Below are 24,264 nucleotides of genomic sequence, written 5' to 3' on the forward strand. Positions count from 1 at the left end.
GTGTCAGCTCACTCGGGGCGCGTCAACACGTCCAGGAACTCGTGGTTCACGAAGAGGCGTTCGCGACCGACCTTGACATCGCCGAGAAGCCCTGCTTTGACCAGGGCGTGCAGCCAGGACGACGCGGTCTGGCGCGAGACCTCGCATCGGTCGGCGACGGTGTTGATACGGCAGTAGGGCTGTTCGAACAGGACGGCCAAGAACTGTGCGTCCCGACCGCCCGGGGTGGCGGCGCGAGCTCGCTCGGCGATGTCCTCCTGGCACGTGCGGATGGCTTCGATCTTCCGCGTCGTCGATACGGCGGAGTCGCGGACCACGTCGAGCATGTAGAGGACCCATGCGATCCAGGCACCGTCAGCCGTCACGGCTCGCAGGAGCCGGTAGTAGTCGTTTTTGCGGGCGATGATGGCGCGTGAGAGATAGAGGATCGGGTCGTCCAGTAGACCGGCCTTGATCAGCATCAGGATGTTGATGACGCGGCCGGTGCGTCCGTTGCCGTCATGGAAGGGGTGGATCGCCTCGAACTGGTAGTGGGCCACCGCCATGCGCACCAGCGGATCGAGGTCGTCCTCAGCGTGAACGAACCGCTCCCAGGCTGAAAGCTTCTCGCGGATGAGGTCGGCGCCCTCGGGTGGGGCGTACACGATCTGCCGTGTGGTCGGGTTCGCGATGCGCGTGCCGGTCACCGCTCGGATGGTCATCTCCCGGCCCTGCAACTCGGAGCAGATTCGGATAGCCGTCGCGGAGGTGAGCGGCCGGTTCCTGATCGATTCGACTCCGGCGAACAGTGCGCTGCGGTAGCGCAGTGCCTCCTTGGTGGCATGGTCTCCCCCGCCGGAGTCGGCGTACTTGAACAGTTCATCGGCCGTGGTCACGATGTTCTCGATCTCGGAGCTGGCTTGCGCCTCGAGCAGAGGAACAGCGTGGATCAGGATGTTGGGGTTCGGCAGCAGTTGGCCGGCTTGGGCAAGTGTCGCCAGTGCTGTTCGGGCTTCGATGGTCGACTTGAGCACGGGCTTGGGCTCAAGGTCGAGGCCGGCCGGCGGTAGTGGGGGCAGATCGTTGAAGGGAACGTCGGGGCTCCAGGGCATGCGTCAGCTCCTTCGACATATCCACGCCACATGTTAAGAATTCTGGATGAACTTAACACGTTCCTGGGGTGTGTCAGGTGTCTCGACATGTCCTCATCGCGCGTCGATCCGCGTTCGGAAGGTGTGTCGGCGGGGGCGGGGCATCTGAGCTCTGGCGTACCGGCAGGTCGCGAGCATGACCCCCGAGCCACGACGTCCGACCCACCCCTCTGGCCCGACCCCAGACCCAACACACCGCCCACGACCTCCTGCGCGGCCTGCTCGCCCCACTGGCCCGCAAGAACTGCTGGACCCTGTCCGAACACGCCGGGCACTCCACCCCCTACCGCTTCCAGCACCTACTCTCCCGCGCCCAGGTCAACGAAGTGGGCCTCATCGAGGACCTACGCACCTACGCCCGCACCCATCTGGGAGAACAAGACGCGGTCCTCATCCTGGACGAGACCGGCGACCTGGAGAAGGGCACCACAACGGTCGGTGTTCAACGCCAATACACCGGTACCGTCTGAGGGCTGCCTGGCCTCCGACGAAGACCGGATTAGGAGCGAACGTCGTGGTCATGGTGTGCCTTCTTCGTTGTCGTGTTTGCGAGACAGGGCAGTGCGTGTAGGGGTGGATTAGGGTGCGTCGGGCAGGAGAGCGCTCAGGGTGGCGGCGACCTGCCGCCAGGTGCGCGCGGGCAGGAACACCTGGATGTCCACCGACGCCCAGTGCGGGACCTGGCGTAGCCGTGAGGTGAGGGCGAGGAGAGTGTGGCTCTCCAATGGCAGGTCGGCCCACGAGGAGGCCGGGTCGAGGCCGCCGGGTAGGTGCACGAGCCGCGCCACCTCGGCGGTCAGGTACGCCTCCACCTCGCCGGGGACGGGGGTGCGGACCGGAGTCTCTCCGGTTGTCGAGCTGGGGGTTGTGGTGTGATCCCACCCGGGGGCGAGGGCCAGGTCCGGGTGGGCGCGGCGTGTGGGCCCGGTGGGGGTGATACCGAGGGCGTACAGCTCTCCGACGGCGCGGGCCAGACCGGCGGGGTCGGTGGTGGTGGCCACGGTGAGGTTGGAGGTGGCCACGGTGTGGGCGATGTGCTCGACGAGCAGGGCGCGGGGACCGATCTCCACGAATACCACCGGCCGACCGTTGGAGACATCGACGGCCTGGTGGAGGGCGTCAGTGAACCGCACCGACTGTCGTGCCTGTCCGGCCCAGTACGCCGGACCCCACAACCCCGCCTCGGGCATGTCCTCGTACGGGTAGGCGGTGGAGATGATCGGCACCCGGGGCGCTTGGGGGCGCAACCCGGCCAGAGCCCGCTTCAGCTCGGGCAGGATCGGGTCCACCGCCGCGGAGTGGGCGGGGATGACGTCGGGGACGGGCTTGGACCACACGCCTTCGGCCTCCAGAACGGTGCGCAGGTGCAGCAGGTCCTCGTATGGCCCGGCCACGACCTGGACCCGGGGTGCGCTGTAGGAGGCGATGGATACCCGCCCGTCGTAGGCGGCCAAGAACTCTTCGGTCTCCTCGACCCCGGCACGGATGGCCAGCAACCCACCCGCCTCGGTCAGGACGCTGAGCAGACGGCTGCGGTGGGCCAGCACTCGCGCAGCCGAGCCCAAGGGCAGGGCCCCGGCGGTGTGGGCGGCGGCGATCTCCCCGACCGAGTGCCCCAAGACCACGTCCGGGACGATGCCGCGATCGGCTAGCAGCGCGGTGAGCGCCACCTGGATGAAGAAGGTGCAGTGCTGGGCGTCGACGAAGGAGGTGACGCTCTGGCCCGGTTCCCACACCGAACATCCCGTGTGCTCGGTCACCGCATCCCGGGCCGCGTGGAAGGGGCGGGCGAAAGTGGGCATTCGCAGCAGCTCGGCTCCGGCGTCGGGGTGGTGGCCGCCGTGCCCGGTGTAGACGAACACCACCGGCGGCCGGACGTCGGTGGCGCGGCCGGGGCCGACAACGTCGGCGTTGGGTGTACCCTCCTGGATGCTGCGCAGCCCTTGGACGAGGGTGCCCAGGTCGGCGGCGACCACGGCGGCCCGGTGCTGGTGGTGAGGGCCTCGGGCGAGGGCGGTGTCGGCTACGGTGCCCACGGAGCCTGCGTTCGGGGCGCGCTCGGCCAGACGTTCGGCGGCCGAGGCGAGCGCGGCCGGGCTGTGCGCGGAGACGAGCACGGTCTCGGGCAGCGGCATCGGATCTTGTGCTGTCGGCGGTTTCGGGGTTGGTGCGCTGATGACGATGGCGTGGGCGTTGGCCCCACCGAACCCGAACGAGGACACCCCCGCCACACGTGTTTCCTCCGGCTCTGAGGTGTCGTCGGTGGGCCAGTCCTCGACGGTGGTGGGCACCCGCACCAGCCCTTCCACGCGGTGGCGCAGGGTGCGATGGTGCAGGGTCGGTGGGAGCTGGTCGTGGTGGACGGCCAGCGCGGCGGCCATGACTCCGAGTGCTCCGGCGCCGCCTTCGAGGTGGCCCAGGGTGCTCTTGACCGAGCCCACCGGGACGGGCGTGTCCCGACCCAGGGCCTCGGAGAGGGCCGTGGCCTCGATGCGGTCTCCGGCGCGGGTGCCGGTGCCGTGTGCCTGTACCCATCCCACCCGGTCGGGGTGGACGCCGGCATCGGCCAAGGCCCGGCGGATCACCGAGATCTGCCCCTTCACCCGCGGGCGCAGTAGGTACCGGGAGTTCCCGCCGTGGCCGATCGCGGTCCCGGCCACCTGGGCCCACACCCGATGCCCCCGCTTGTGCGCCTGGTCAGGACGAGTGAGGACGAGCACCACGACGCCTTCGGAGCGCACGTAGCCGCTCGCTTGGGCGTCGAAGGGGCGGCACACCCCGTCCGGGGACAACACCCCGGTTTCCACGAACGACGCGGTGATCACCGGAGTGGTGAGGATGTTGGTTCCGGCGACGATCGCGGTGTCGACCGCCCCGGCGCGCAGGTCGCGCATCGCGTAGTGCAGCGCGGTCAGAGAGGAGGAGCACGCGGTGTCGACGGTCAGCGAGGGCCCGTCCAGATCCAGCAGGAATGAGAGGCGGTTGGCGAGGATCGCCATCCCGGCGCCGGATCCGGTGTGGACCCCGGCCCGGTGCGTGGGGCCGAAGTTCACGCTTGCCTGGTCGGTTGAGGCCGCTCCGACGTACACCCCCGTGCTCGACTCGGCTAGGTCGGCGGGGCGCAAGGAGGCGTCGGCCAGGGCTTCGTAAGCGGTCTCCAGCAGGAGCTTCTGCTGAGGGTCCATCTCGTCGGATTCGTCAGCGCTGATGCCGAAGAACTCCCGGTCGAAGGCGTCGACGTCGACAACCCCGGCGGGGAACGGTTCGGCGGGGACTTGGTCGGGGTGCAGGTGCTCGACCATGGTCTTCCACCGGTGCTCGGGGATGCGGGTGACGCAGTCCCGCCCCTGGAGCAGGGCCTCCCACAGGCCAGCGGGGGTGGTGATGTCTCCGGGGAGGCGGCAGCCCATGCCGATGATCGCGACGGGCTCCGTGCTGGGTGGGGCGGATGTCATCGGGTCCTCACCTGCCACAGCACCACCGAGTTGCGCACCGTCAGTTCGACGATGTCGAAACGGGCGTCGAGCGCTTTCACGAGGTCGGTGAGGCTGTCGCCGGTGTTGGCGAACACCCCCTTGCGGTTGAGCAGGGGCAGGCCCAAGCGTCCCAGAAGGCCGTGGCGCACGCCGTGGGACAGGACGGTGTAGCCGATGAACTCGCCCGCACCGTCCTTCTTGAGGGCGTCGTTGATGTGGTCGAACACCGCTTCCTTGGCCGCGATGTCCTGCCCGCGCACGCAGTGCAGGACCATGCCGAGGATGACCAGGTCGACGCTGGAGGACTCGATCGGGAGAGGGTCGAGGGCGTCACCGGTGTGCAGGGCGGGCCGATACCTGGCCAGACGGGTCGCGGCGGCGGTCAGCGACCCGCTGTAGCGGTCCAGCAGATGGAGCTTCAGGTCCGCGGGCGCGAAACGATCGAGGAAGAACCCCGAACCGGGGCCGATGTCCAGCACGGTCAGGCCGGGGCGGAGCGCACGTTGGTAGAGGCGGGCGGGCTGGGTCCAGGGGCATCCCCACAGCAGGGGGTAGGTGCCGTGGATGACGGCAACGTCGTAGAGGGTGGCCATCTTCTTCTGGGACCACAGGCCGGGCCTGAAGGTGATGTCGGTGTCGGCCGTTGTGATGGTGTTCGGGGGGTGGGAGGGCATGGTGGTGCTCCGGTGGGGAGGGAGGGTGATCGCTGGTGTCAGCGGCGGAGGCCGGCCAGGTAGGTGTGTGCGGCGGTGGGGTCGTAGAGCCATTCGGCATAGCGGCGGGGGTCGTCCAGATCCCCGATGAACCGGTCCGCCACCGCTTGGTGTCGGGTGGCGGCACCCAGCACTTGGGTGAGGTGGTCAGGGGCCTGTGGGCTCCAGATCTGGTCGAGGACCTGGCTCAGACCAGCGGCGGCCTGCCCCATGCCGGCGAAGGGGAGCTCCTCATCGGGGGTCCCCGCCCAGTGCCCGATGAAGGTCTCGGTCATCCACGCACGGTCGAACGGGGCGTTGCCGTGGGCGAGGATGCGGGACAGGTAGTGGTTCGCGCTGGCCGTGCTCACGTTCGCGGCCTGAGCCGCGACCGGGTCGTCCGTGCTGACCACGGCGTCGGCCATCCCCAGAACGAGTCCGCCCGAGGGCAAGGTGGCCACAGGGGTGCGTACGTGGGGGTTGTACTGGTGGACGCTGACGTCCTGATCGTTGAGCGGCGATGCCTCGGCCACCCTGTCAGCGAGCACGGGGGCGTGTTCGCGCACCAGACGCTTCATCAGCCGCAACAACTCCTCAGGGTCGGGGCGGTCGGGCCAGGCGTCCATCTCTCCGCCCACAGGCCCCATGAGCTGGAGTACGTGCTGGGGGCCGGCGTCGATCAGGACTGGGGAGAGGATCGCCCGCACCTGAGGAGTGGACACCACTTCGGCGTAGTCGGACACCACCGGTTCGGGCTTGTACCCGGGATGTGAGCCTGCGGGGGCTGCGACCGGGTGCCACTGGGCGTGCTCGGTGTGGGGGACACCGTCCAGGATCGCCTGGGCGACCGCTCGGCGGGGCGGCTGCCCCGACTCACTCACACCCTGGTCGAAGAGCTGTCCCAGCTCGCCGTGTCCCGTCGCGAGGATGACCAGGTCGAACATCCGCGAGAAGTAGTCGAGGTCGGTGACGGTGACGCCGTGGATGACGACCTTGCCACCCCGGTCCTCGAACGCCTCCAGCCAGTCGGCCATCTTCTCCCGGCGGTCCACACTGACCCCGTAGGCATCGAAAGGGGCACTCACCGTCACCGGTTCCGCCCCCGGCGGGTGCAGGTGCAGGTTGGTGCCGGTGATTCGCGGGGCCACGTGTTCCCACATCGCCAGGCCGGCCGCTTCCTCATAAGCCAGAGCGCTCGGGAGTGTGAACTGGGTGATCGACGGGCGGCTCGCGCGGATCTCCCCGCTGCTGGACCCGTTGATGACCGTGACGTCGTAGTCGAAGCGAGCCAGACCATGGGCAAGGTGGAGACCGGCGGTACCGGCCCCCACGATCAGGATCTTCCTCATCGGTGACCTTCCTCAGGGAGCCCGGACGCGGACTCTTGGCCCTCGTCCTCGGTGGGGTGGTGCGGGGTGCGCAGGTGGATCCGGTCAGGACGTCGAGGGTCTTGGTGAATGAGATCGCGCAAAGCGGTGCGGGAGGCCGGGACGGAGCGCACGTCGGCCAACGTCACCTCCTCGGGGGAGAGCCCAAGGGCCGCGGCCACCGCCACCGGGTCCGGAGCGGTGCCGTCGGGGTGGTGGAGCACGACCTGTACGGGTAACTCCAAGCGGCGCGGTACCACCAGTGCCCGCTCGGCGGCGTCGAGATGGTCGGGGTGGGAGAGCAGGATCGTGCCGTAGGCGTCACGGATCGCGCTCGGCCACAACGCGTCCCATACCTCCGGTTCGGGGAAGGCGAGCAGGCGCAGGTGTAGGGGACCGAGTGGGAGCGAGCCCAGGGAGATCAACAAGGACCCGGAGCGGATCCTCCCAGTCCCGTTTTCGGTGTCATCATCAGGGGTGATGACCGTTTCCTGCACGGCCAGAGGTCGGGTGTGGGAGCAGGCCCCCACGAACCGGCGGGCCAGAACCTCGGGTGAGCCCAAAACCAGGATCTTCGCCGACCTCAGAGCAGGGTCGTAGTGGGTGGCGGGCAGGCCGTCGCGCACCTCCTCGATGGGGATGCGGGGGGCGGTGTGAGGACGACTCACCCGAACCCGCCCACGCCGCAGGAGTTCAGTGACGGCCAGAATGACCGTGCCGCGACTGAGTCCGGACCGGGAAGCGATCTCCAACACCGACAACGGATGTGTCCGGCCCCCTCCGAGATCGTGGACGAGCCGCCACAGGGACGCCATCAGGTGGTCCAGCTCGGTCGCTCCGGAAACCGCACCTGCGCCGACCGAGCGGACGAGCGTGTGTTCCCCGACCAGGGGCAGTGGAGGGTTCTCCGGGAGGTAGGGGGAAGGGGCGGTTGAAGAACGCAAAGATCGGGAGGTGGTCACCGTCGGGCCCCGTTCCCGGCGTCCGCCAACGCCACTGCGGGCAGGCTCAACCCCACCTCGCTGGGGACCAGGGACATGATCCGCTCGGTGAACAGGGACAGTGTGTGAGCGGTGTCGCTCACCCGACCGAGTTCCGCCAGACAACCCGCCCAGATCACCTCGTTCACGGGTAGCAGGACCAGGGCCCCTCCGGCATATCGGGTGACCAGACGCTCTACGCCTCCGATCTGAGCACGGTCACCGTAGCCGCGTGCCCCGTTGACCAGACCGGAGCTGGAGGCAGCGATCTGCTCGATCGTCTGGGTGTGGCATCCGAGGCTGGCACCGATGAGGCGCCCCTCAGCGGCGAAGACGAACACATCAAGGCCCTGTTCAATAGCCAGTGCAGCGATTTCTTCGTGCAGGAACTGATAGGGGTCATCGGTGCTCGGCCGGTTCGGTGCCTGGGGGCGGGCTTTGTTCATGAGTCCCATCGTGGAATCGCGCATGTTCTGGAGGTATCGGTGAGCCGATAAAGAATATCGGGATCACCGATGGCTAATCCTCAGATATGGTACTAGCGGAATGGTTTAGTGGCTGACATTGGTCCTTTTTCGGACATGCGTGGCCATGGGTGTCGGTGTGTGGTTACCGTTGTTCTCTGTGTCCCCGCCCCTCACCCGGTAGGTCCAGGTCCACCATGGCGACGTCCTCCAATGAGCCTTTTTCATCTTGAAGGCACAGGTCACAGCCGTGTACCGACCACGTAGAAGCACCCCTGACAACAAGAAGCCCCTGGTAGGTGGGTTAACGACCAAGAAAACCTGCCACACCAAGGGCTCTGCATGCTGTTCTACCGCTCCGCGCTGCCGTTGTCACGCCGCACCCTGAACCTGGCAGCCCTTACCATCCGCGCCCACCGCTCCCGAGCCGGGTCCCGGTGGCGCCGCCTGGATCCGGCACAACAGGCCCTGCTGGTGCTGGTCCACCTGTCCAAGGGCGAGCCGTTCACCCACCTCGCGGCCGGGTTCGGCATCGGCACCACCACCGCCTGGCGGTACGTGCAAGAAACCATCGGTCTGCCGGCTGAGCAGGCGCCCACCCTGGAACAAGGGCTGCGCCGCGCCCGCCGCAAAGACTGGGCGTACGTGATCGTCGACGGGACCCTCCTCGCCTGTGACCGGGTGGCGGCCGACCGGCCGTTCTCCTCCGGCAAGCACAAACAGCACGGCATGAACATCCAGGTCGTCGCGGCCCCCGACGGTGAACCGCTGTGGACCTCCTGGTCGCTGCCCGAAGCGGTACACGACACCAAGGCCGCCCGGATCTGGAAGATCGCCGAGCGCATCGAGGACGCCGGCCTGCTCGGCCTGGGCGACAAGGGCTACGCAGGCCTGGCCGAGGTGGTGTTCTGCCCGTTCAAGGGCCGCGGCAAGCCGCGGTGGAAGAAGGACGCCAACGCCGCCCACGCCAAGCTCCGCTCACCGGGTGAACGCGCGATCGCCCAGCTCAAGCAGTGGCACATCCTGCGCCGCCTACGCTGCTGCCCGCACCGAGCCGGCCAGATCACCCGCGCGGCGCTGGTCCTTCAGCTCCGAGAAGCAGGATGAAAAAGGCTCACTCCCGCCGCGTGGTGGGCTGGCAGACTCCGGCCGAGGTCTTCGAAGAGCAACTACGCTCACTCCAGCAGCCCGGTGTTGCAACGACCGATTGAACTCACCCAATATCTGGCGGTGCGCTATACCCAGCGGCTGGCCGAGGCGGGGGCGGGGGCGGTGGCCTCGGCCGGCTCCACCGGCGATTCCTACGACAACGCTCTGGCCGAGGCGTTCCACTCGCTGTTCAAGGCCGAGCTGGTCCGTAACCGGGGTCCGTGGCGGGGGCTGGACGAAGTGGAGATCGCGGTGGCCGAGTACGTGGACTGGTTCAACCACCGCCGTCTGCACGGCGAGATCGGGCTGGTCCCGCCAGCGGAGTTCGAAGACAACTTCTACCAGCAGGAATCGATGTCAGAGCAGGACGAAGCGTTGGTTCCGAGCCTCTAAAGAACCCGGCACGAAACACGGGAGATGTGGTTGTCCCTGGCCAGGGCCTCGATGGCGGTGTCGTCACGAAACCAGCGCAGGAGCAGGACGGCCTGCTTGTAGCAGGTCAGGGCACGGGAGCGGGCGGGGGTGCCGATGCGGCGGCGTTCGGCCGCTAGGAGGGCGGGAACGTGCCAAACGGTGGCCTGGTCCACGTCGAGGGTGGCAGTATAGGGAACCACGTGGAGCCTTTCATGGTGGTCCGGCGGAAATTCGACACCTCGCCTTCTACCTGGGGCTCCACGCCCGTGTCAGGGGAACGACGGTTCACACCCCGGTATCACCTTTCAGCTGTTCTCGGCTTTCCTCCCGGCCTCTGAACTCATTGAGATCACCTCACTGATGGAGAACACTACCTACGATGTGAAAATCTGGAGCGCCAGGAAGTACAAAGGAAAGAACGGAACCACCTCCACTGTCAGGTGGAAAGTTGGAAAAAAGGCGTGGCCGGAAACCTTTCCCACAAGCGCCCTGGCGGATTCTTTCCGCTCGGAACTCAAGACTGCCGTCAACCGCGGCGAAGCTTTCTCCCTCACCACCGGGCGACCGGTCTCCTGGACAAAGAGAGAAGAGGTGAGCTGGTACGCCTTCGTCTGCAGGTATGTCGATGACCACTGGAAGGGGGTCTCTGGAAATCATCGCAAGGACCGCGCCCGGATCCTCACGGATGCCACAGAGGTCCTGTGGAAGAAGACCACCGGAAAGCCGCAGCGCGACCTCATCAGGAAGGCCCTGCAGGCATGGTCATATAACGCCGAGCACAGGGGTACAGACAAACCCGCCGACATCGCTTCCGCGATCCACTGGATCGAACAGAACACTGTTCCGCTGAGTGCCTTTGAGGATAACGCGACCACCCGTACTTTCCTGGCGAGGGTCAGCGAGAAGAAAGACGGAACACGAGTCGCGGCGAGAAGTGCCATCAAGGCCAAGCGAGTCCTGTCCCATCTCTTTGACTACGCCGTTGAGTGCGGGCACCTCAAGGTCAATCCCCTGTCCCAGGTGAAGTGGAAGGCTCCCAAGGTGAGCCAAGAGCTCGATCAGACCTCGGTGCCCAACCCGTAACAGGTGCGTGCCATGGTCGACGCGATTGCAGCTCAGAGACCGAGTGGGCCCCGGCTGGAGGCGTTCTTCTCCACTCTCTATCTGTCAGCCCTGAGACCGGAGGAGGCCGTCAACCTCAAGTGGTCCGCGGTGCACCTGCAGCCTCGGGTATGGGATCCCGAGCAGGAGCAGTGGTGCGATCCCGAGCCTGAAGAGGACTGGGGGCGACTCATCGTCCGCGAAGTCACGCCCGATGTCGGTAAGCGATGGACGGACTCCGGCCGGCAGCGCGATCGCCGGCAACCCAAGGGGCGAGCCGAGAACGAAAGCAGGCCCGTGCCCTGCTCGCCGCGCCTGTCCCGGATCCTGCGGGCTCACCGGGACGAGTTCGGAGAAGGTCCGGACGGGTTGGTCTTCTTCGGTGTGCGTGGCCACCAGTTGGCCACAGGTGTCTACCGGCAGGCGTGGCACCGGGCTCGCAAGACCGTATTCACCAAGGAGCAGCAGGAGAGCACGCTCGCCCAGGTGCCCTACGACCTGCGACGCGCGTGCGTGTCCACCTGGCTCAACGAGGGCATCAGCCCCGCCCAGGTGGCGGCTTGGGCTGGCCACAGCCAAGAGGTGCTCCTGCGGGTCTACGCCAAGTGCATCGACGGCAACGAAGAACGCGACAAGCGTCGTGGGGCGAAGGGTTTTGAGGGTTTCTGACCATCACGCCCGTATCGGACCGCACCTCAGGACACAGAAAACCATGAGTGACCAGGCTCATATCCCTGGTCGAGCCAAGCGTCTCTGTGGAACCTGGGGCGCTGAAAACTTCACCACGTATTCGCCACAGCCGTCCGTAGGAGGCCGGATCCGGTCGCTGCCAGCCGGATGCCCTGCCCTGGCACAAAAGGGAACGCCCGGCCTGTTGGTGCAGGTCCGGGCGCTCTCTCCACTGTCTCAAGGTGGCGCACTCGGGAGGATTCGAACCCCCAACCTTCTGATCCGTAGTCAGATGCTCTATCCATTGAGCTACGAGTGCCTGCTGTTCAGTTGTGTGTCGCTTGGTCTCCCCGGCGACGTCTCCGACTCTATCACGATGAAGGAAGCGGTCCGACCGGATTCTCCGTGTGAGGCGGGTCATGGACGGGGCGTGACGACATCGGCCCGCCCCCGGAGAGAAACGCCCTCGCGGTGGGGGAGGGGACCGCGTCGAGGGGCGGGTAGGCCGCGCGCCGGCCGACCCGCCCCTCGATCCCTCGACGGTTCGCACCGTGGGAGCACGGTCCCCGTCGCCGCCCCTCCTCGCGCCTTCGTCGGAGGGTCCGGGCGCTGGACGGGGGCCTGTCAGAACGGAGTGAGGGTCACGTGCAGCGACACCGGGGCGTGGTCCTGGATGTAGGAGGCGAAGTCCGACACGTCGTCGAACGCGAAGCCGTAGGCCTTGCCGTCCACGGTGTTGTCGTGGAAGGCGGCCGCGTACCGGTTGGTGATCTCGTGGCCGTAGAAGGCCGCGGGGTCGGTGACGGGGTGTTCGGCGGTGTCGAGCAGGGTGGAGCGGTTGAACGCCGCGCCCAGGATCGCGGCCACCGGGCCGGTGATCCCGTCGTTGGGAGCGTGCAGCGCCCCGTCGCAGAAGAACACGTCGCGGGTGCTGGGCTTGGCGATCGGGGCCACGCCGCCGTCGAAGACCAGCATGCCCGAACCGTCCACGCGGCCGGTGAAAGTGCCCGCGTTGGTGGTCACGCGCAGGTCGGTCGTGCTGTAACGCGACCACACCTCGTCGATGTAGGAGTCGTAGAAGTCGGACGGGAAGAGGCCGGCGTCCATTCCGTGTCCCGGCGAGATGACACGTCGGCCGTTCCCGACCACGAGCGGGGAGAAGTCGGGATCGGCGGACAGCGTCGCGAACACGGCGTCGCGTCCGCCCGGCTTGAACGTGCCCGTGGTCTGGTCCGCCTCGCCTTGGAGCCGGATGCCCAGCGGCACGCTGAACTGGTCGACCATGCTGGTGTTGCAGTACATGCCGGTCTCGTCGTGGGTGAACTCCACCGTGTCGTGCAGAACCCCGTGGCCGGGGTCGGACTCCACCCATCCCGCCGGGTACTGCAAGGCGGGACGGCCGTTGCCGTCGATGACCACCTTGAACCCCAGCTTGCCGCCGAGGGCGAAGTAGATGCGGCCCGACATGAAGGGCAGGGAGAACTCACCGACCGAGGAGAGCGGGATCGCGTAGTCGGTGAACCCGTCGTCGGTGTTGTCGGACTCGCTGATCGGGTGCGCGATCCCGTCGGCGTCGACTCTGCACGGCCGGTCCGTGGTCAGGTCGGTCCCCACGATGTACACCAGGATCTCACCGTCGGAGAAGGCGCCGCTCTCGTTGGAGACGGTGACCGGGAGCGCTCCCGGATTGCCTGTCTCGGAGGTGAGCTCGGCCCCTTCCTCGAGGGAGGAGCAGCCGGCGGCGGAGAGGAGGGGGACGCTCACGGCGGCGAGGGAGGCGCCGCCGAGGAACAGTCTTCGGTCGATCATGGGGTTTCCTCACTGGTGTGCGGGAGGGAGGGGCCCCAATGTCTCCGTAGTGGGACGGTTACGTCAAGTGTCGACGAGGGTCGTGCCGGGCCCGGGTCGCATCCTTACTGGTAACAAAGTTGTCATGTGACTCAAGTCATATATTTTCCGAGTGACCCTCGGTTTAGCGGAACAGGGGCGGATGTCTGTGGGGTCGATGTGAAAGGGGTGATGTGGAGGGGTCGAGAAGCCCCCGACTTCGCACTCCAGGGACACACGAGACCGCCGGGTTCTCCGGACTCGCAGGAGGGGCGGACGGCCCGTGGCCGCCCGCCCCCGCACAGGAGCGTCCCCTCGCTCAGGAGACCGCCTCCTTCACGGAGGCCTCCCACAGCGACACCGCGTCGTCGACCTGGTCCTCGGTCACGATCAACGGCGGGATCATCCGCACCACGTTCGCCTCAGGGGCGCAGGTCAGCAGCAACAGTCCGTTCTTGACCGCGGCCTGCTGGGCGCGCTGCGCGGTCGCACCGTCGGCGGTGCCGTCCGCGGCGGTGAACTCGCTGCCGATCATCAGCCCCCGTCCGCGCACGTCGCCGATCACCGGGTTGGCCTTGGCGACCCTCTCCAGTCCCTGGCGCAGCCGCTCGCCCATGCGCGCGGCGTTCTCCACCAGGCCCTCCTCCTGGATCACGTCCAGCGTGGCCAGCGCCGCGGCGCAGGACACCGCGTTGCCGCCGTAGGTGCCGCCCTGGGAGCCCGGCCACGCCTTCTCCATGATCGAGGCCGGGGCGGCGATCGCGGACAGCGGGAAGCCGCTGGCCAGCCCCTTGGCGGTGATGACCACGTCCGGGCGGACACCCGAAGGCTCGTGCCCCCAGAACGTGCCCGTGCGTCCGAAGCCGGTCTGCACCTCGTCCGCGACCAGGAGGAAACCGTGCTGGTCCGCGCGCTCGCGAAGTCCCTGGAAGAAGGCGTCCGGGACGGGGACGTAACCGCCCTCCCCCAGCACCGGCTCGACGAACACGGCCGCGGTGTCCCGGGGCGAGGTCACGGTGGAGAACAGGTAGTCCAGTTCGCGCAGCGCGTAGGCGACCGCGTCGGCCTCCGACATCCCCAGTCGATAGGCGTGCGGGAACGGTGACACCACCACGCCGGGCATCAGCGGGCCGATGCCCGCCCGGAGCCTGACCCCGGACGTGGTCAGCGACGCCGCGCCCATGGTCCGGCCGTGGAACGAACCCTGGAGCACGATGACGTTCTGCCGTCCGGTCGCCTGGCGGGACAGTCGGAGGGCCGCCTCCACGGCCTCGCTGCCCGAGTTGACGTAGAACAGTCGGTCCAGTCCCTGGGGCAGCACCTCTCCGAGTCGCTCGGTGAGTCGCAGCAGTGGCCGGTGCATCACGGTGGTGTACTGGCCGTGGATCAGGGTCGCCACCTGTTCCTGGGCGGCGGCCACCACCCGGGGATGGCAGTGGCCGGTGCTGGTGACACCGATGCCGGCGGTGAAGTCGAGATAGCGGCGGTCGTCCTCGTCGTAGATGTAGGCGCCCTCGCCTCGGGCGGCGACGACCGGTGTCGCCTGTTTGAGGATCGGGGAGAGCTCCGCCATGCGATGCCTCGATTCCTTGTCACGAGTTCCGTAGGATTGTTGACAATCGACGCTGCTATGGAAACATCCGTGCCGCGACGGTGTCCAGTGGGCGCACGTTGGGCAGTTCTGACCACAGGCCGATTCTCGACCGGGGAGTAGTGAACATGTCGGAGCAGGAAGCACGGGTCGTCGGGCAGGTGGACAAGCGGCTGTTCATCGGAGGCACGTGGCGCGACGCCGCTTCGGGTGCCACGTTCGAAGTGGAGGACCCCTCCACCCGTGAGACGCTCTGCGAGGTCGCGGACGCGGGCAAGGAGGACGCGCTCGACGCCTTGGACGCCGCGCACCGTGCCCAGCCGGGATGGGCGGCGACCGCGCCCCGGGAGCGCGGCGAGATCCTGCGTAGAAGCTACGAACTTCTCATGGAGCGTCAGGAGGACCTGGCGATCCTGATGACCCTGGAGATGGGCAAGCCCCTGGCCGAGGCCAAGGGCGAGATCGCCTACGCCGCCGATTTCCTGCGCTGGTTCTCCGAGGAGGCCGTCCGTATCGAGGGTGGGTTCTCCATCTCCCCCGACGGCAAGTCGCGCTTTCTCGTCATGCGCCAGCCGGTCGGTCCCTCCATGCTCATCACCCCCTGGAACTTCCCCATGGCGATGGGCACCCGCAAGATCGGTCCCGCCATCGCGGCCGGATGCACCATGGTGCTCAAGCCCGCCCAGCAGACACCCCTGTCGGCACTCGCTCTGGCGGGGATCCTGGCCGAGGCCGGGCTGCCGGAGGGTGTTCTCAGCGTCATCCCCGCCACGGACCCGGGTGCGGTCACCGAACCGCTGTTGAGCGACGGGCGCATCCGGAAGCTGTCCTTCACCGGTTCCACCGGGGTGGGGCGCAAGCTCATCGAGCAGAGCGCACCTCAGGTCCTGCGCACGTCCATGGAACTGGGCGGCAACGCGCCCTTCCTGGTCTTCGACGACGCGGACCTGGACGCCGCGGTGGACGGCGCGATGCTCGCCAAGATGCGCAACATCGGTGAGGCGTGCACGGCCGCGAACCGCATCTACGTGCAGGCCGGGGTGGCCGAGGAGTTCTCCGAGCGGCTCAGCCGGCGCATGGGCGCACTGCGTATGGGACGTGGCCTGGACGAGGGCGTCAACGTGGGTCCGCTCATCGACGACAAGGCGCGTGACAAGGTGCAGCACCTGGTGGACGACGCGGTGAACCGGGGTGCCCGCGTGCTGGTCGGCGGTGGGCCGGGCGATGGTCCGGGGCACTTCTACCAGCCCACGGTGCTCGCCGACGTGCCCTTCGCGGCCGAACTCTCCTCCACCGAGATCTTCGGCCCGGTGGCCCCGGTGCTCCCCTTCGAGACAGAGGAGGAGGTGTTGCGGGCCGCCAACGACACCGAGTACGGCCTGGTGAGCTACGTCTACACCCGTGACCTCAACCGGGCGCTGCGGGTCAGTGAGTCGTTGGAGACCGGCATGGTCGGTCTCAACCAGGGTGTCGTCTCCAACCCGGCGGCTCCCTTCGGCGGGGTGAAGCACTCCGGCCTGGGCCGCGAGGGCGGCAACGTCGGTATCGAGGAGTTCCTGGAGACCAAGTACGTGGGGATCGGCGGCATCTGACCTCGCGGCGACCCGGTCCCGGCCCGCGCCGAGGCCTCGGACGGCTCAGGGAGGCGGGCGTCCACGGTTCGTGTGGACGGCCGAAGAACCGTTCGTTCCACCGGAGGCCGAGCCCGCCGCTCCAGGCATGGACCGCTTGCCGCTCCGTCCCCGTTCTCACCCCGTCACGGCTCACGTGGCGGGGCTTTTCCACGCCCTCGCGAGGTCGGGGTGAACGTCGAGGCCGGGCCGGGTGTTCACGCGACGCGACCCCGCCCTTCCCCTGAGGGGAGCAGTCGGGGCTCTCGTTGTCCTGGACGGCTCGCTCCGTGAGGAGCACGAACACCCCACGACCATGCACCGTGCGCGCACGCGTCCGTGTTCTGCGAGGTATCGCGTCGTCTTGCGGATGGTCCCGCGTGCGACACCGAACTCCTGGACAAGGTGCGTGAAGCTCGGAACGGGCCTGTGCGGCGGGTGGTCGCCACGCTCGACCCTTGCCACGAGGACGGTTGCGAGCTGCGACCACACGGGGTCCGGCCCTTCCTTGTCCAGTTCGCCGTCTGCTGTGTGACCAGCGAGGATGTTCGGTCCCCTATGGGGTTCCCGTCACCCGGACGGACTCCCTCCTACCGGTCTTCGGAGCCCGGTTCCGCGACGTCACCGTTGATGCGGGCGACCGTGTCCACCATGTGCGCCTCGATGAGACGCATCAGCTCCTCCTCGTCCCCGTCCACGATCGCGTCCAGGATGCGACGGTGCTCGTCGAGGAGTTCCCCCGGTTCCGGATACACCTTCTGCATCACCGTCAGGCACATCCGCGTCTCCACCAGCAGCGTCTGCGCCATCCGCTCCAGGCGTCCGTTGCCCGCACAGCTCACCAGGGTCTGGTGGAAGGCCTGATCGGCGTCGCTCATGGCGTCGCGATCCCCGCCGTTCGCCGCCGCGGCGAGCCGGTCCAGGGCCGGTGTGAGCCGGGCGACCGCCTCGCCGCGGTTGCCGCGCATGATCAGCTCGCACGCGGTCCGCTCGACGGCGAGTCGTGCCACATAGATGTCCTGGACGTCGGTGGGGGTGAGTTCACGGACGAACAGGCCCCTGTGCCGCTCACTGCGCAGCAGCCCCTCCTGGACGAGGCGCTGCATCGCCTCGCGCAGAGGGCCGCGGCTCACCCCGAGCCGTCCGGCCAACTCCGCCTCGCCGAGTTGGTCCCCCGGGGCGAGCGAACCGTACATGATCGCCGCCCGCAGCTGTTCGGCTATCAGCTCCGCTGTGGAGCGCCGGGGCACGGGTCTGAGCTGACCTGGGGCGGTCATGTTCGGCGTGTCCTTTCGGTCCGGGACAGGGATGAAACGGGCATCCCGTCGAGACTAACGGGTGGTCAGAACGCTGTTGACGATGGTCGAGCCCGAGCGGAACAGGGTCCCGGGGCCGGAGCCGCGAGCGGCGGTGAGACCCGCCAGACGCAGCCCCTCCCACACGCTGACCTGGTTGGCGGTGAGCACGGTCTTGCCGAGCAACGCCTCCATGGGTTCGACCAGGTGGGCGCTGTACAGAGCGGTGTCCGGGACCAGAACGGCCTCGGCCCGTGGATGGTCGTTGGAGATGACGAAGTCCAGGACGTCGTCGGGGTCCAGGTCGCCCACCTCGGCCGCGGTGGCGACGCCGTGGCTGGCCATCGACAGTACGGTCACCCCGGCCGCGGTCAGGAAGTCCACGAAGCGCCGGGCGACGTCCTCGGGGTAGGTGGCGGCGACCGCCACCCGTGACACGCGCAGTTGTCCCAACGCGTGCACGAAGGCGAAGGAGGTGCTCGACGACGGCGCCCCGATCACCCGGCGCATCCTCCGGACCTGGTCGCGGGCACCGTCCCAGCCGAGAACGAAGCTTCCGCTGGTGCAGGCCCACACCGCGGCGTCCACCTCCAACATGGCCAGTTTCCGGGCTCCTTCGGCGAGCACCTCCTCACTGCCGACGTCGAGCAGGGCGTCCACCCGGTGTGCGTCCACACGCATGAGCGTGTGCACCACGGGGAGTTCGACATCTCCTCCGAGCAGTTCGGCGAAGGCCCCGTAATCGTCCTGGGCACTGAATCCGGGGTACAGGAATCCGACTCTGGTCATGACGCTCTCCTTCGGTCGCGCCCCGCGGGTCAGACGGCACTGGTGGCGGCGACGTCGATCAGGCTCTGTCCCCGGGCCACGGCCCGGCGCTCCACGGCCCTCATCACCGCCCACATGGTCACCTGGTTGGCCGCGATCACCGGTTTGCCCAGCTCCCCCTCCAAAGGCGCGATGATGTCGTAGGTCAGTACGTTCGTGCAGCTGATGAAGATCGCCTGGGCCTCGGGGCGGTCCGCCGAGTGCACCGCGGACGACACCTCGTCGTAGGTCACCCGCCAGATGTGGTCGAGCAGCCCCAGGCCCACGCTGGAGGTCACCGCGACGCGGTGTTCGGCGAGGTAGGCCAGGAGTCGGTCGGTCACACTGTCCACGTACGGCGTGACGACCGCGATCCGGTCCACGCCGAGCGCGTCCAGGGCCTGGAGCAGCGCTCCGGAGGTGGTGACGGCGGCGGACGCCCCCGCGTCCACAAGGGTGCGGTGCAGGTGTCGTTCACCCTCCAGGCCGTGTACGAAGCTGCCCGAGGCGCACGCGTAACCGATGGCCAAAGGCTCGGGGGCGAGCAGCGCGCGGACGGCCGGCGCCACGTGCTCCTCCCGGCACAGGGCGGCGGCCTGGTCGACCGTCACCGGTACGTGGACGTACGGCAGTCGCGTGATGTACAGCGAGACGTCGTCGGGCGCCCAGCGCCACAGTTCGCGGTCGAGCGCGAAGTCGTAGGGCGCGATGACGCCGACCCCCGCCTGCCACGGTGTCCGCGTGGTCGCGGCCAGCTTCAGGATCTGTTGCCGCGTACCGGTGCCCTGGTCTTCTTCGGTCCGCATCGGTCACTCACCTCCCGGGAACGTGTCGTCGTTCGTCTTCCGCGCGAGGACGTGTTCTCCCACGGAAGGGGTCGTCGGTGTGGTCTTCCGGTTCGGGGTCCGCGATCCACGCGGACGTGTGGGCCCCGTGTGGTCCTCTCCGGCCGGGTCAGCGCTCCAGCCGCTCGTACAACAGCCGCTCGCCGACGCTCCCGGAGCGCCAGACGTCGTTACAGGCCTCGGCCATGGCGGGCAGGTTCTCGACGACGGTGGCGAACACGTTGCCGGGGACCCATCCGACGTCGCCGTTGAGAAGGAGGTTGTTACGTCCGTAGAAGAGGGCGAGGTCGATGACGCCGGGGAGGTGGTCGATCCCCTTGTCCTCCTTGAAACCGCGGTCGAGCATGCCCTCGTCGAAGGAGAAGTAGACGACGTCGCCGGGGATCGGCGTGACGGTGGGGTTCTCCCGACCGGGCTCGGTCGCCGCGAACCTCGGCACCATCGTGTAGACCTCGTTGCGCGCGTACTTGGCGTGCTGGACGGCGTCGCCCTGAGGGAGGGCGCCCCACACCGCCTCGCAGGTGCGGGGTGCGTCCTTGTCCAGGAGTTCGGCCACGCAGGAGACTCCGCGTCGGGCCAGGGTGATGGTCATGTACCTGGGCAATGAGTGGTCCCTTCGGCGTCGGAGAGCGGGCCTGCGGGAACGGCTCTGTGGTCGAACTGTTTATTGTTGACAATCCTAGGGTCCATGGCCTGGGTGCGGCAATAACCCCGGTGTGAGTGGGTATCTCGGGAGTGTTACATCAGTGGTGCGAGAGGTGCTGGTTACGAGGGGAACCGCCGATTTGTGGATTGTTGACAATCCTATGTCGGCTCCCTAGCGTTTTCCGTGCAGGGCGATCCCCGTAATTCCCGACGACCTCTCTGAAACCGCCGCCGACCGGAGAGTGCACGCCCGTGAACAGTCCCGTTCCCCACGACCGCCCCAGAGTCCTCGTCCTCCACGGGGACGACCTTCCTCCCGGCCATGAGCGGATGGACGACGACCCCCGGTTGGGCGGGGTCGTCTACGCCACCGCCGACGAACTCCCGGCCAGGTTGCCCGGGGCCCACGTGCTGCTGGTGTGGGACCTGTTCACCGAGGCGCTCGCCTCGGCCTGGTCCAAGGCCGACTCCCTGGACTGGGTGCACGCGGCCACCGCCGGCGTGGACAACCTCATGTTCCCCGAACTGGTCGACAGCGACGTCACGGTCACCAATTCCCGGGGGGTGTTCGACGAGCCCATCGCCGAATACGTGCTCGGGCAGGTCATCGCGTTCGCCAAGGACTTCCAGAGGACCTGGGACCACCAGCGCGAACACCGCTGGGAGCACCGGGAGACCGAGCGCGTGGCGGGCAAGCGGGCCCTCGTGGTGGGGACCGGGCCCATCGGTCGACAGATCGCACGCAAGCTGACGGCCGTGGGGATGCGGGTGAGCGCCTCGGGCAGTCGCGCCCGTGAGGGCGATCCCGACTTCGGCACCGTGGTCGAGTCCAGTCTCGCCGAGCGCGGGTCCGACGGCGGTCCCACCCTGGTGAGCGTGCTCCCCGAAGCCGACTACGTCGTGATCGCGGCACCGCTCACCGACGCCACCCGCGGTCTGGTCGACCGCCGCTTCCTGGGATCGATGAAGCACACCGCGCGCCTGATCAACGTGGCACGCGGACCCATCGTGGTCCAGGACGACCTGGTCAGGGCGCTCGACGGCGGGAGCATCGCCGGGGCGGCGTTGGACGTGTTCGAGAACGAGCCGCTCAAGGCGATCTCTCCCCTGTGGGGGCTGCCGGGCTCGGTGGTCTCACCCCACATGGCCGGTGACGTCGTCGGCTGGCGCGACGACCTCATGGACCTGTTCCTCGACAACCTGGCCCGACGTCTGGACGGGCGGGAACTGCTCAACGTGGTCGACAAGAGCCGCGGCTACGTGCCCGGCTGACCCCTGACGGCGTGACATGGGAGGCTGAAGTGACGATCCGTTCCGGCCGGGCCGGGACCGAGGGCGCGGGGGCGGCCGAGGCCGTCCCCGAAACGACCGCGATCCCGCGCGCGAGGCCAGGTGTGCCCACCACACCGGCCGACATGTCCGCCGAGCAGTTGCTCACGGCCTACGCCACCGGGGAACTGTCCCCGGTGGAGGCCGTGGACGCCGTCCTGGAACGTGTGGAGAGGAGCGATCCGGCCCTCAACGCCTTCTGCCTGGTGCGTCCGGAGGAGGCCCGCGAGGCGGCTCGCGCGTCCACCGAACGGTGGCGGCGCAAAGAACCCCGTGGGGACCTGGACGGGGTGCCGACCGCGGTCAAGGACATCCACCTCACCAGGGGGTGGCCCACCCTGAAGGGGTCGGTCACCACTCCCCAGGAGGGGCCGTGGGAGGAGGACTCTCCCGTGGTGGCCCGGCTGCGGGAGAACGGAGCGGTCTTCGTCGGCAAGACGACCACGCCCGAACTGGCGTGGAAGGGCGTCACCGACGGCCCCCTCACCGGCGTCACCCGCAACCCGTGGGACCTGTCCACCACCCCGGGCGGTTCCAGCGGAGGGTCGGCGGCGGCGGTCGCGGCCGGGATGTCCCCGCTGGCCACGGGCACGGACGGGGGCGGGTCGATCCGTATCCCGGCCGGCTTCACCGGTACCTGCGGGATCAAGCCCACCTGGGGGTTGGTGCCGCACTACCCCGCCAGTCCCTTCGGCTCGCTCGCGCACACCGGGCCGATGACCCGCACGGTGGGCGACATGGCCCTGATGCTGGAGGTCGTCTCCCGACCCGACCCGCGTGACTGGGCCGCACTGGCCCCGCCGGAGCCCGGTCTCGGCGACGTCCGGCGGAGCACCGACGCCGAGGAACTGGTGCGCGGCATGCGGATCGCCTACAGCCCCACTCTGGGCGGGCTGGACGTGGACCCGGAGGTGGCCCGGGCGGTCGCCGACGCGGTCGCCGTCTTCGAGCGGTTGGGCGCCCGGGTGGAGGAGACCGACCCCGACCTGCCCGACTCACGGGCGCAGTTCCACGTGCTGTGGTTCTCCGGCGTGGCCAAGGCCACGGAGAGACTGACCGCACGGCAGCGGGACCTGCTCGATCCGGGACTGCGCGCGGTGATCGAGGAGGGACTGACCTACTCGGCGCAGGACTACCTGACCGCGATGGCCCTGCGGATGGAGATGGGCGCCCGGATGGGGCGCTTCCACACCGAGTACGACCTGCTGCTGACACCGACGACGCCGATCCCGGCCTTCGAGGCGGGGCTCGAGTCACCGCCCGGTCTGGAGGGTGAACGGTGGACCTCGTGGGCGGGGTTCAGTTATCCGTTCAACATGACCCAACAGCCCGCCGCGAGCGTGCCCTGCGGATTCACCACGGCGGGGCTTCCGGTGGGGCTCCAGGTGGTGGGGCCACGGCACGCCGACGCGCGGGTGCTGGCTGCCTGCCGTGCCTTCGAACTCGCCCGGCCCTGGGCGGATCGGAGGCCGTGACACCGAGGCCGCGGCGCGGTGAATGCGGTGAATGACGCGGGTGACGATGCCCATATCGGGTGTGATCAGGTGGTTTGCGTCTCAGGCAGGGGTGAATTGTCCTTTTGGGGACCTTTGGCTGGGCGGTTCCGTGCCTAACGACCCAGGTGTCGCCCTCCACACGTATTACCGTCTTCCTCGAAGCGGTGTGTGGATCGCGGTGGACGCGAGGATGAGGGTGAGCCGATGACGGGCGGTGGAGCAGAGGGCGCTCGCAAGCCGATCAGGGTGTTTCTGGTGGACGACCACGAGGTGGTCCGGCGCGGTGTCGCCGCCCTGTTGGAGACCGAGGACGACATGACCGTGGTCGGCGAGGCCGGGACGGCCGAGCAGGCGCTGGCCCGGATCCCGGTGGTGCTGCCCGACGTCGCGGTCCTCGACGTGCGACTGCCCGGCGGATCGGGGGTGCAGGTGTGCAGGGAGATCCGCTCGGACCATCCCGACATCGCCTGCCTGATGCTGACGTCGTTCGCCGACGACGACGCGCTGTACGACGCGGTCATGGCCGGTGCGGCCGGATACGTGCTCAAGCAGATCCACGGCGCCGACCTCGTGGGCGCCGTGCGCACGGTCGCCTCCGGTGGCTCCCTCCTGGACTCGGGCAGCACCGGCGCGATGCTGGAGAGGCTGCGCGGAGCCCAGGCCGAACCGGACCCGTTGGCCGAACTGACCCCGCAGGAACGGCAGATCCTCGACCTCATCGGTGAGGGGATGACCAACCGGCAGATCGGGGAGCGCCTGTACCTGGCGGAGAAGACCGTGAAGAACTACGTGTCCGCCCTGCTCTCCAAACTGGATCTCAAGCGTCGCACGCAGGCCGCCGTGCTCGTGGCGGAGCTGCGCGGTCGCCGTTACTGACCCCGTCACCGGAGTCGGTCCCGGGTCAGGGGGAAGGCGCCGAGCGGCCCCTTGACGTCCTCGTGGTCGAACACGGCCGCGCACCAGGTGAGGCGCCCGTCCCCGGCGGCGGAGTCGTAGGCGTCGGCTCCCGCCACGGCGTAGGCGGCTCGGTGGAGCACCCACGGATCGCGAGAGCGGCCCGTCAGGCGTTCCAGGAGACCGTCGTCGTGTGAACACGGGTCGGGGCCGGACATGTCGCAGGCACCCCTGGCCGTGGAGGCGTCGAAGGCGTCGACCCCGGCCGTGGTGACCGAGCCTTGGTCGAGTGCCGTCCTCGGACGTCCGGCCGAGTCCACGAGGATGTCCTCCGGGCACGGATCACCGTGGACCACCGACCTCCGGACCTTCACGTGGTCGCTCCGGTCGCCTGTGCTCCCGGTGCCCGACGGAGTGCCGGTCGGCTCGCTTTCGACGCTCACCGACGTGTCCCCGTGTCGACGGGCTCCCGCGAGGGAGGGA

Annotated in this window: 21 protein-coding genes, 1 tRNA gene and 2 pseudogenes; 9 read left to right on the plus strand and 15 right to left on the minus strand. The window is 68.4% G+C overall.

The genetic code is table 11. The features are described 5' to 3' along the window. Nucleotides 1–8: 8 nt before the first annotated feature. Nucleotides 9–1,091: a Fic family protein gene (locus PFX91_RS02275; RefSeq protein ID WP_285729046.1), complete on the minus strand. Its 1,083-nt coding sequence runs from the start codon at nt 1,089–1,091 to the stop codon at nt 9–11. Between the two features lie 209 nt (nt 1,092–1,300). Between PFX91_RS02275 and PFX91_RS02280 the strand changes: the two are divergent. Beyond that, nucleotides 1,301–1,594: pseudogene (locus PFX91_RS02280) on the plus strand (transposase); the annotation flags it as partial. A gap of 114 nt (nt 1,595–1,708) precedes the next feature. Here the strand turns inward: PFX91_RS02280 and PFX91_RS02285 are convergent. The 5 genes from PFX91_RS02285 to PFX91_RS02305 all read right to left on the minus strand — a co-directional run bounded on the left by PFX91_RS02285 (nt 1,709) and on the right by PFX91_RS02305 (nt 8,091). Further along, nucleotides 1,709–4,585, minus strand: a complete 2,877-nt coding sequence (locus tag PFX91_RS02285; protein ID WP_285729047.1) for a type I polyketide synthase — start codon at nt 4,583–4,585, stop codon at nt 1,709–1,711. After that, nucleotides 4,582–5,280: a class I SAM-dependent methyltransferase gene (locus PFX91_RS02290; protein WP_285729048.1), complete on the minus strand. Its 699-nt coding sequence runs from the start codon at nt 5,278–5,280 to the stop codon at nt 4,582–4,584. Before PFX91_RS02290 ends, PFX91_RS02285 begins: the two co-directional genes overlap by 4 nt. Nucleotides 5,281–5,318: 38 nt before the next feature. Further along, nucleotides 5,319–6,647, minus strand: a complete 1,329-nt coding sequence (locus PFX91_RS02295; RefSeq protein WP_285729049.1) for a styrene monooxygenase/indole monooxygenase family protein — start codon at nt 6,645–6,647, stop codon at nt 5,319–5,321. Then, complete coding sequence (locus tag PFX91_RS02300; protein ID WP_285729050.1) at nt 6,644–7,333, minus strand: hypothetical protein; 690 nt, start codon at nt 7,331–7,333, stop codon at nt 6,644–6,646. Before PFX91_RS02300 ends, PFX91_RS02295 begins: the two co-directional genes overlap by 4 nt. Nucleotides 7,334–7,623: 290 nt before the next feature. Next, the gene (locus tag PFX91_RS02305) at nt 7,624–8,091 is read right to left on the minus strand and encodes a roadblock/LC7 domain-containing protein (RefSeq protein WP_285729051.1); all 468 of its coding nucleotides are present in this window, start codon (nt 8,089–8,091) and stop codon (nt 7,624–7,626) included. A gap of 360 nt (nt 8,092–8,451) precedes the next feature. Between PFX91_RS02305 and PFX91_RS02310 the strand changes: the two genes are divergently transcribed. Together PFX91_RS02310 and PFX91_RS02315 are read left to right on the plus strand one after the other, a co-directional pair. Continuing rightward, nucleotides 8,452–9,216 (plus strand): transposase family protein, encoded by a 765-nt coding sequence (locus tag PFX91_RS02310; protein WP_285729052.1) that lies wholly within the window; start codon nt 8,452–8,454, stop codon nt 9,214–9,216. 108 nt (nt 9,217–9,324) lie between these two features. Beyond that, nucleotides 9,325–9,651, plus strand: a pseudogene (locus tag PFX91_RS02315) (integrase core domain-containing protein); the annotation flags it as partial. Here PFX91_RS02315 and PFX91_RS02320 read toward each other — a convergent pair. After that, nucleotides 9,648–9,872 carry a hypothetical protein gene (locus PFX91_RS02320; RefSeq protein ID WP_285729053.1) on the minus strand — a complete coding sequence of 75 codons (225 nt, stop codon included), beginning with the start codon at nt 9,870–9,872 and terminating at the stop codon, nt 9,648–9,650. The pseudogene PFX91_RS02315 and the gene PFX91_RS02320 overlap by 4 nt on opposite strands. Nucleotides 9,873–10,032: 160 nt before the next feature. Between PFX91_RS02320 and PFX91_RS02325 the strand changes: the two genes are divergently transcribed. Further along, nucleotides 10,033–10,755: a hypothetical protein gene (locus PFX91_RS02325; RefSeq protein WP_285729054.1), complete on the plus strand. Its 723-nt coding sequence runs from the start codon at nt 10,033–10,035 to the stop codon at nt 10,753–10,755. A 12-nt stretch (nt 10,756–10,767) separates the two neighbouring features. Further along, on the plus strand, nt 10,768–11,442 hold the full coding sequence (locus PFX91_RS02330; RefSeq protein WP_285729055.1) for a tyrosine-type recombinase/integrase: 675 nt from the start codon (nt 10,768–10,770) through the stop codon (nt 11,440–11,442). Nucleotides 11,443–11,685: 243 nt separating this feature from the next. Here the strand turns inward: PFX91_RS02330 and PFX91_RS02335 are convergent. The 3 genes from PFX91_RS02335 to PFX91_RS02345 form a co-directional block, all read right to left on the minus strand. Further along, nucleotides 11,686–11,761: transfer RNA gene (locus PFX91_RS02335), tRNA-Arg, on the minus strand. Between the two features lie 305 nt (nt 11,762–12,066). Then, nucleotides 12,067–13,251, minus strand: a complete 1,185-nt coding sequence (locus PFX91_RS02340; RefSeq protein ID WP_285729056.1) for a glycoside hydrolase family 64 protein — start codon at nt 13,249–13,251, stop codon at nt 12,067–12,069. Between the two features lie 337 nt (nt 13,252–13,588). Further along, nucleotides 13,589–14,842: an aspartate aminotransferase family protein gene (locus tag PFX91_RS02345; protein ID WP_285729057.1), complete on the minus strand. Its 1,254-nt coding sequence runs from the start codon at nt 14,840–14,842 to the stop codon at nt 13,589–13,591. Between the two features lie 146 nt (nt 14,843–14,988). On the opposite strand from PFX91_RS02345, the gene PFX91_RS02350 reads away from it, so the two are divergent. Then, nucleotides 14,989–16,452 (plus strand): NAD-dependent succinate-semialdehyde dehydrogenase, encoded by a 1,464-nt coding sequence (locus PFX91_RS02350; RefSeq protein ID WP_285729059.1) that lies wholly within the window; start codon nt 14,989–14,991, stop codon nt 16,450–16,452. Nucleotides 16,453–17,060: 608 nt separating this feature from the next. On the opposite strand, the gene PFX91_RS02360 is transcribed toward PFX91_RS02350, so the two are convergent. The 4 genes from PFX91_RS02360 to PFX91_RS02375 form a co-directional block, all read right to left on the minus strand. Then, complete coding sequence (locus PFX91_RS02360) at nt 17,061–17,747, minus strand: GntR family transcriptional regulator (protein ID WP_285729060.1); 687 nt, start codon at nt 17,745–17,747, stop codon at nt 17,061–17,063. Nucleotides 17,748–17,801: 54 nt separating this feature from the next. After that, a complete protein-coding gene (locus PFX91_RS02365; protein WP_285729061.1) occupies nt 17,802–18,554 on the minus strand; it encodes a maleate cis-trans isomerase family protein in 753 nt (250 codons plus the stop codon). A 29-nt stretch (nt 18,555–18,583) separates the two neighbouring features. Continuing rightward, on the minus strand, nt 18,584–19,378 hold the full coding sequence (locus tag PFX91_RS02370; RefSeq protein ID WP_285729062.1) for a maleate cis-trans isomerase family protein: 795 nt from the start codon (nt 19,376–19,378) through the stop codon (nt 18,584–18,586). A gap of 148 nt (nt 19,379–19,526) precedes the next feature. Next, nucleotides 19,527–20,009: a DUF3830 family protein gene (locus tag PFX91_RS02375; protein ID WP_285729530.1), complete on the minus strand. Its 483-nt coding sequence runs from the start codon at nt 20,007–20,009 to the stop codon at nt 19,527–19,529. A gap of 305 nt (nt 20,010–20,314) precedes the next feature. Here PFX91_RS02375 and PFX91_RS02380 point away from each other — a divergent pair, with 305 nt between their 5' ends. The 3 genes from PFX91_RS02380 (at nt 20,315) to PFX91_RS02390 (ending at nt 23,763) form a co-directional block, all read left to right on the plus strand. Further along, nucleotides 20,315–21,334, plus strand: a complete 1,020-nt coding sequence (locus PFX91_RS02380) for a D-2-hydroxyacid dehydrogenase (protein WP_285729063.1) — start codon at nt 20,315–20,317, stop codon at nt 21,332–21,334. A 29-nt stretch (nt 21,335–21,363) separates the two neighbouring features. Continuing rightward, complete coding sequence (locus tag PFX91_RS02385) at nt 21,364–22,866, plus strand: amidase (protein WP_285729064.1); 1,503 nt, start codon at nt 21,364–21,366, stop codon at nt 22,864–22,866. A 225-nt stretch (nt 22,867–23,091) separates the two neighbouring features. After that, complete coding sequence (locus PFX91_RS02390; RefSeq protein WP_285729065.1) at nt 23,092–23,763, plus strand: response regulator; 672 nt, start codon at nt 23,092–23,094, stop codon at nt 23,761–23,763. A 5-nt stretch (nt 23,764–23,768) separates the two neighbouring features. Here PFX91_RS02390 and PFX91_RS02395 read toward each other — a convergent pair whose 3' ends face one another. Continuing rightward, a complete protein-coding gene (locus PFX91_RS02395) occupies nt 23,769–24,224 on the minus strand; it encodes a hypothetical protein (protein WP_285729066.1) in 456 nt (151 codons plus the stop codon). Nucleotides 24,225–24,264: the final 40 nt, after the last annotated feature.

Source organism: Nocardiopsis sp. ATB16-24 (assembly GCF_030271535.1).
Lineage (GTDB): Bacteria > Actinomycetota > Actinomycetes > Streptosporangiales > Streptosporangiaceae > Nocardiopsis.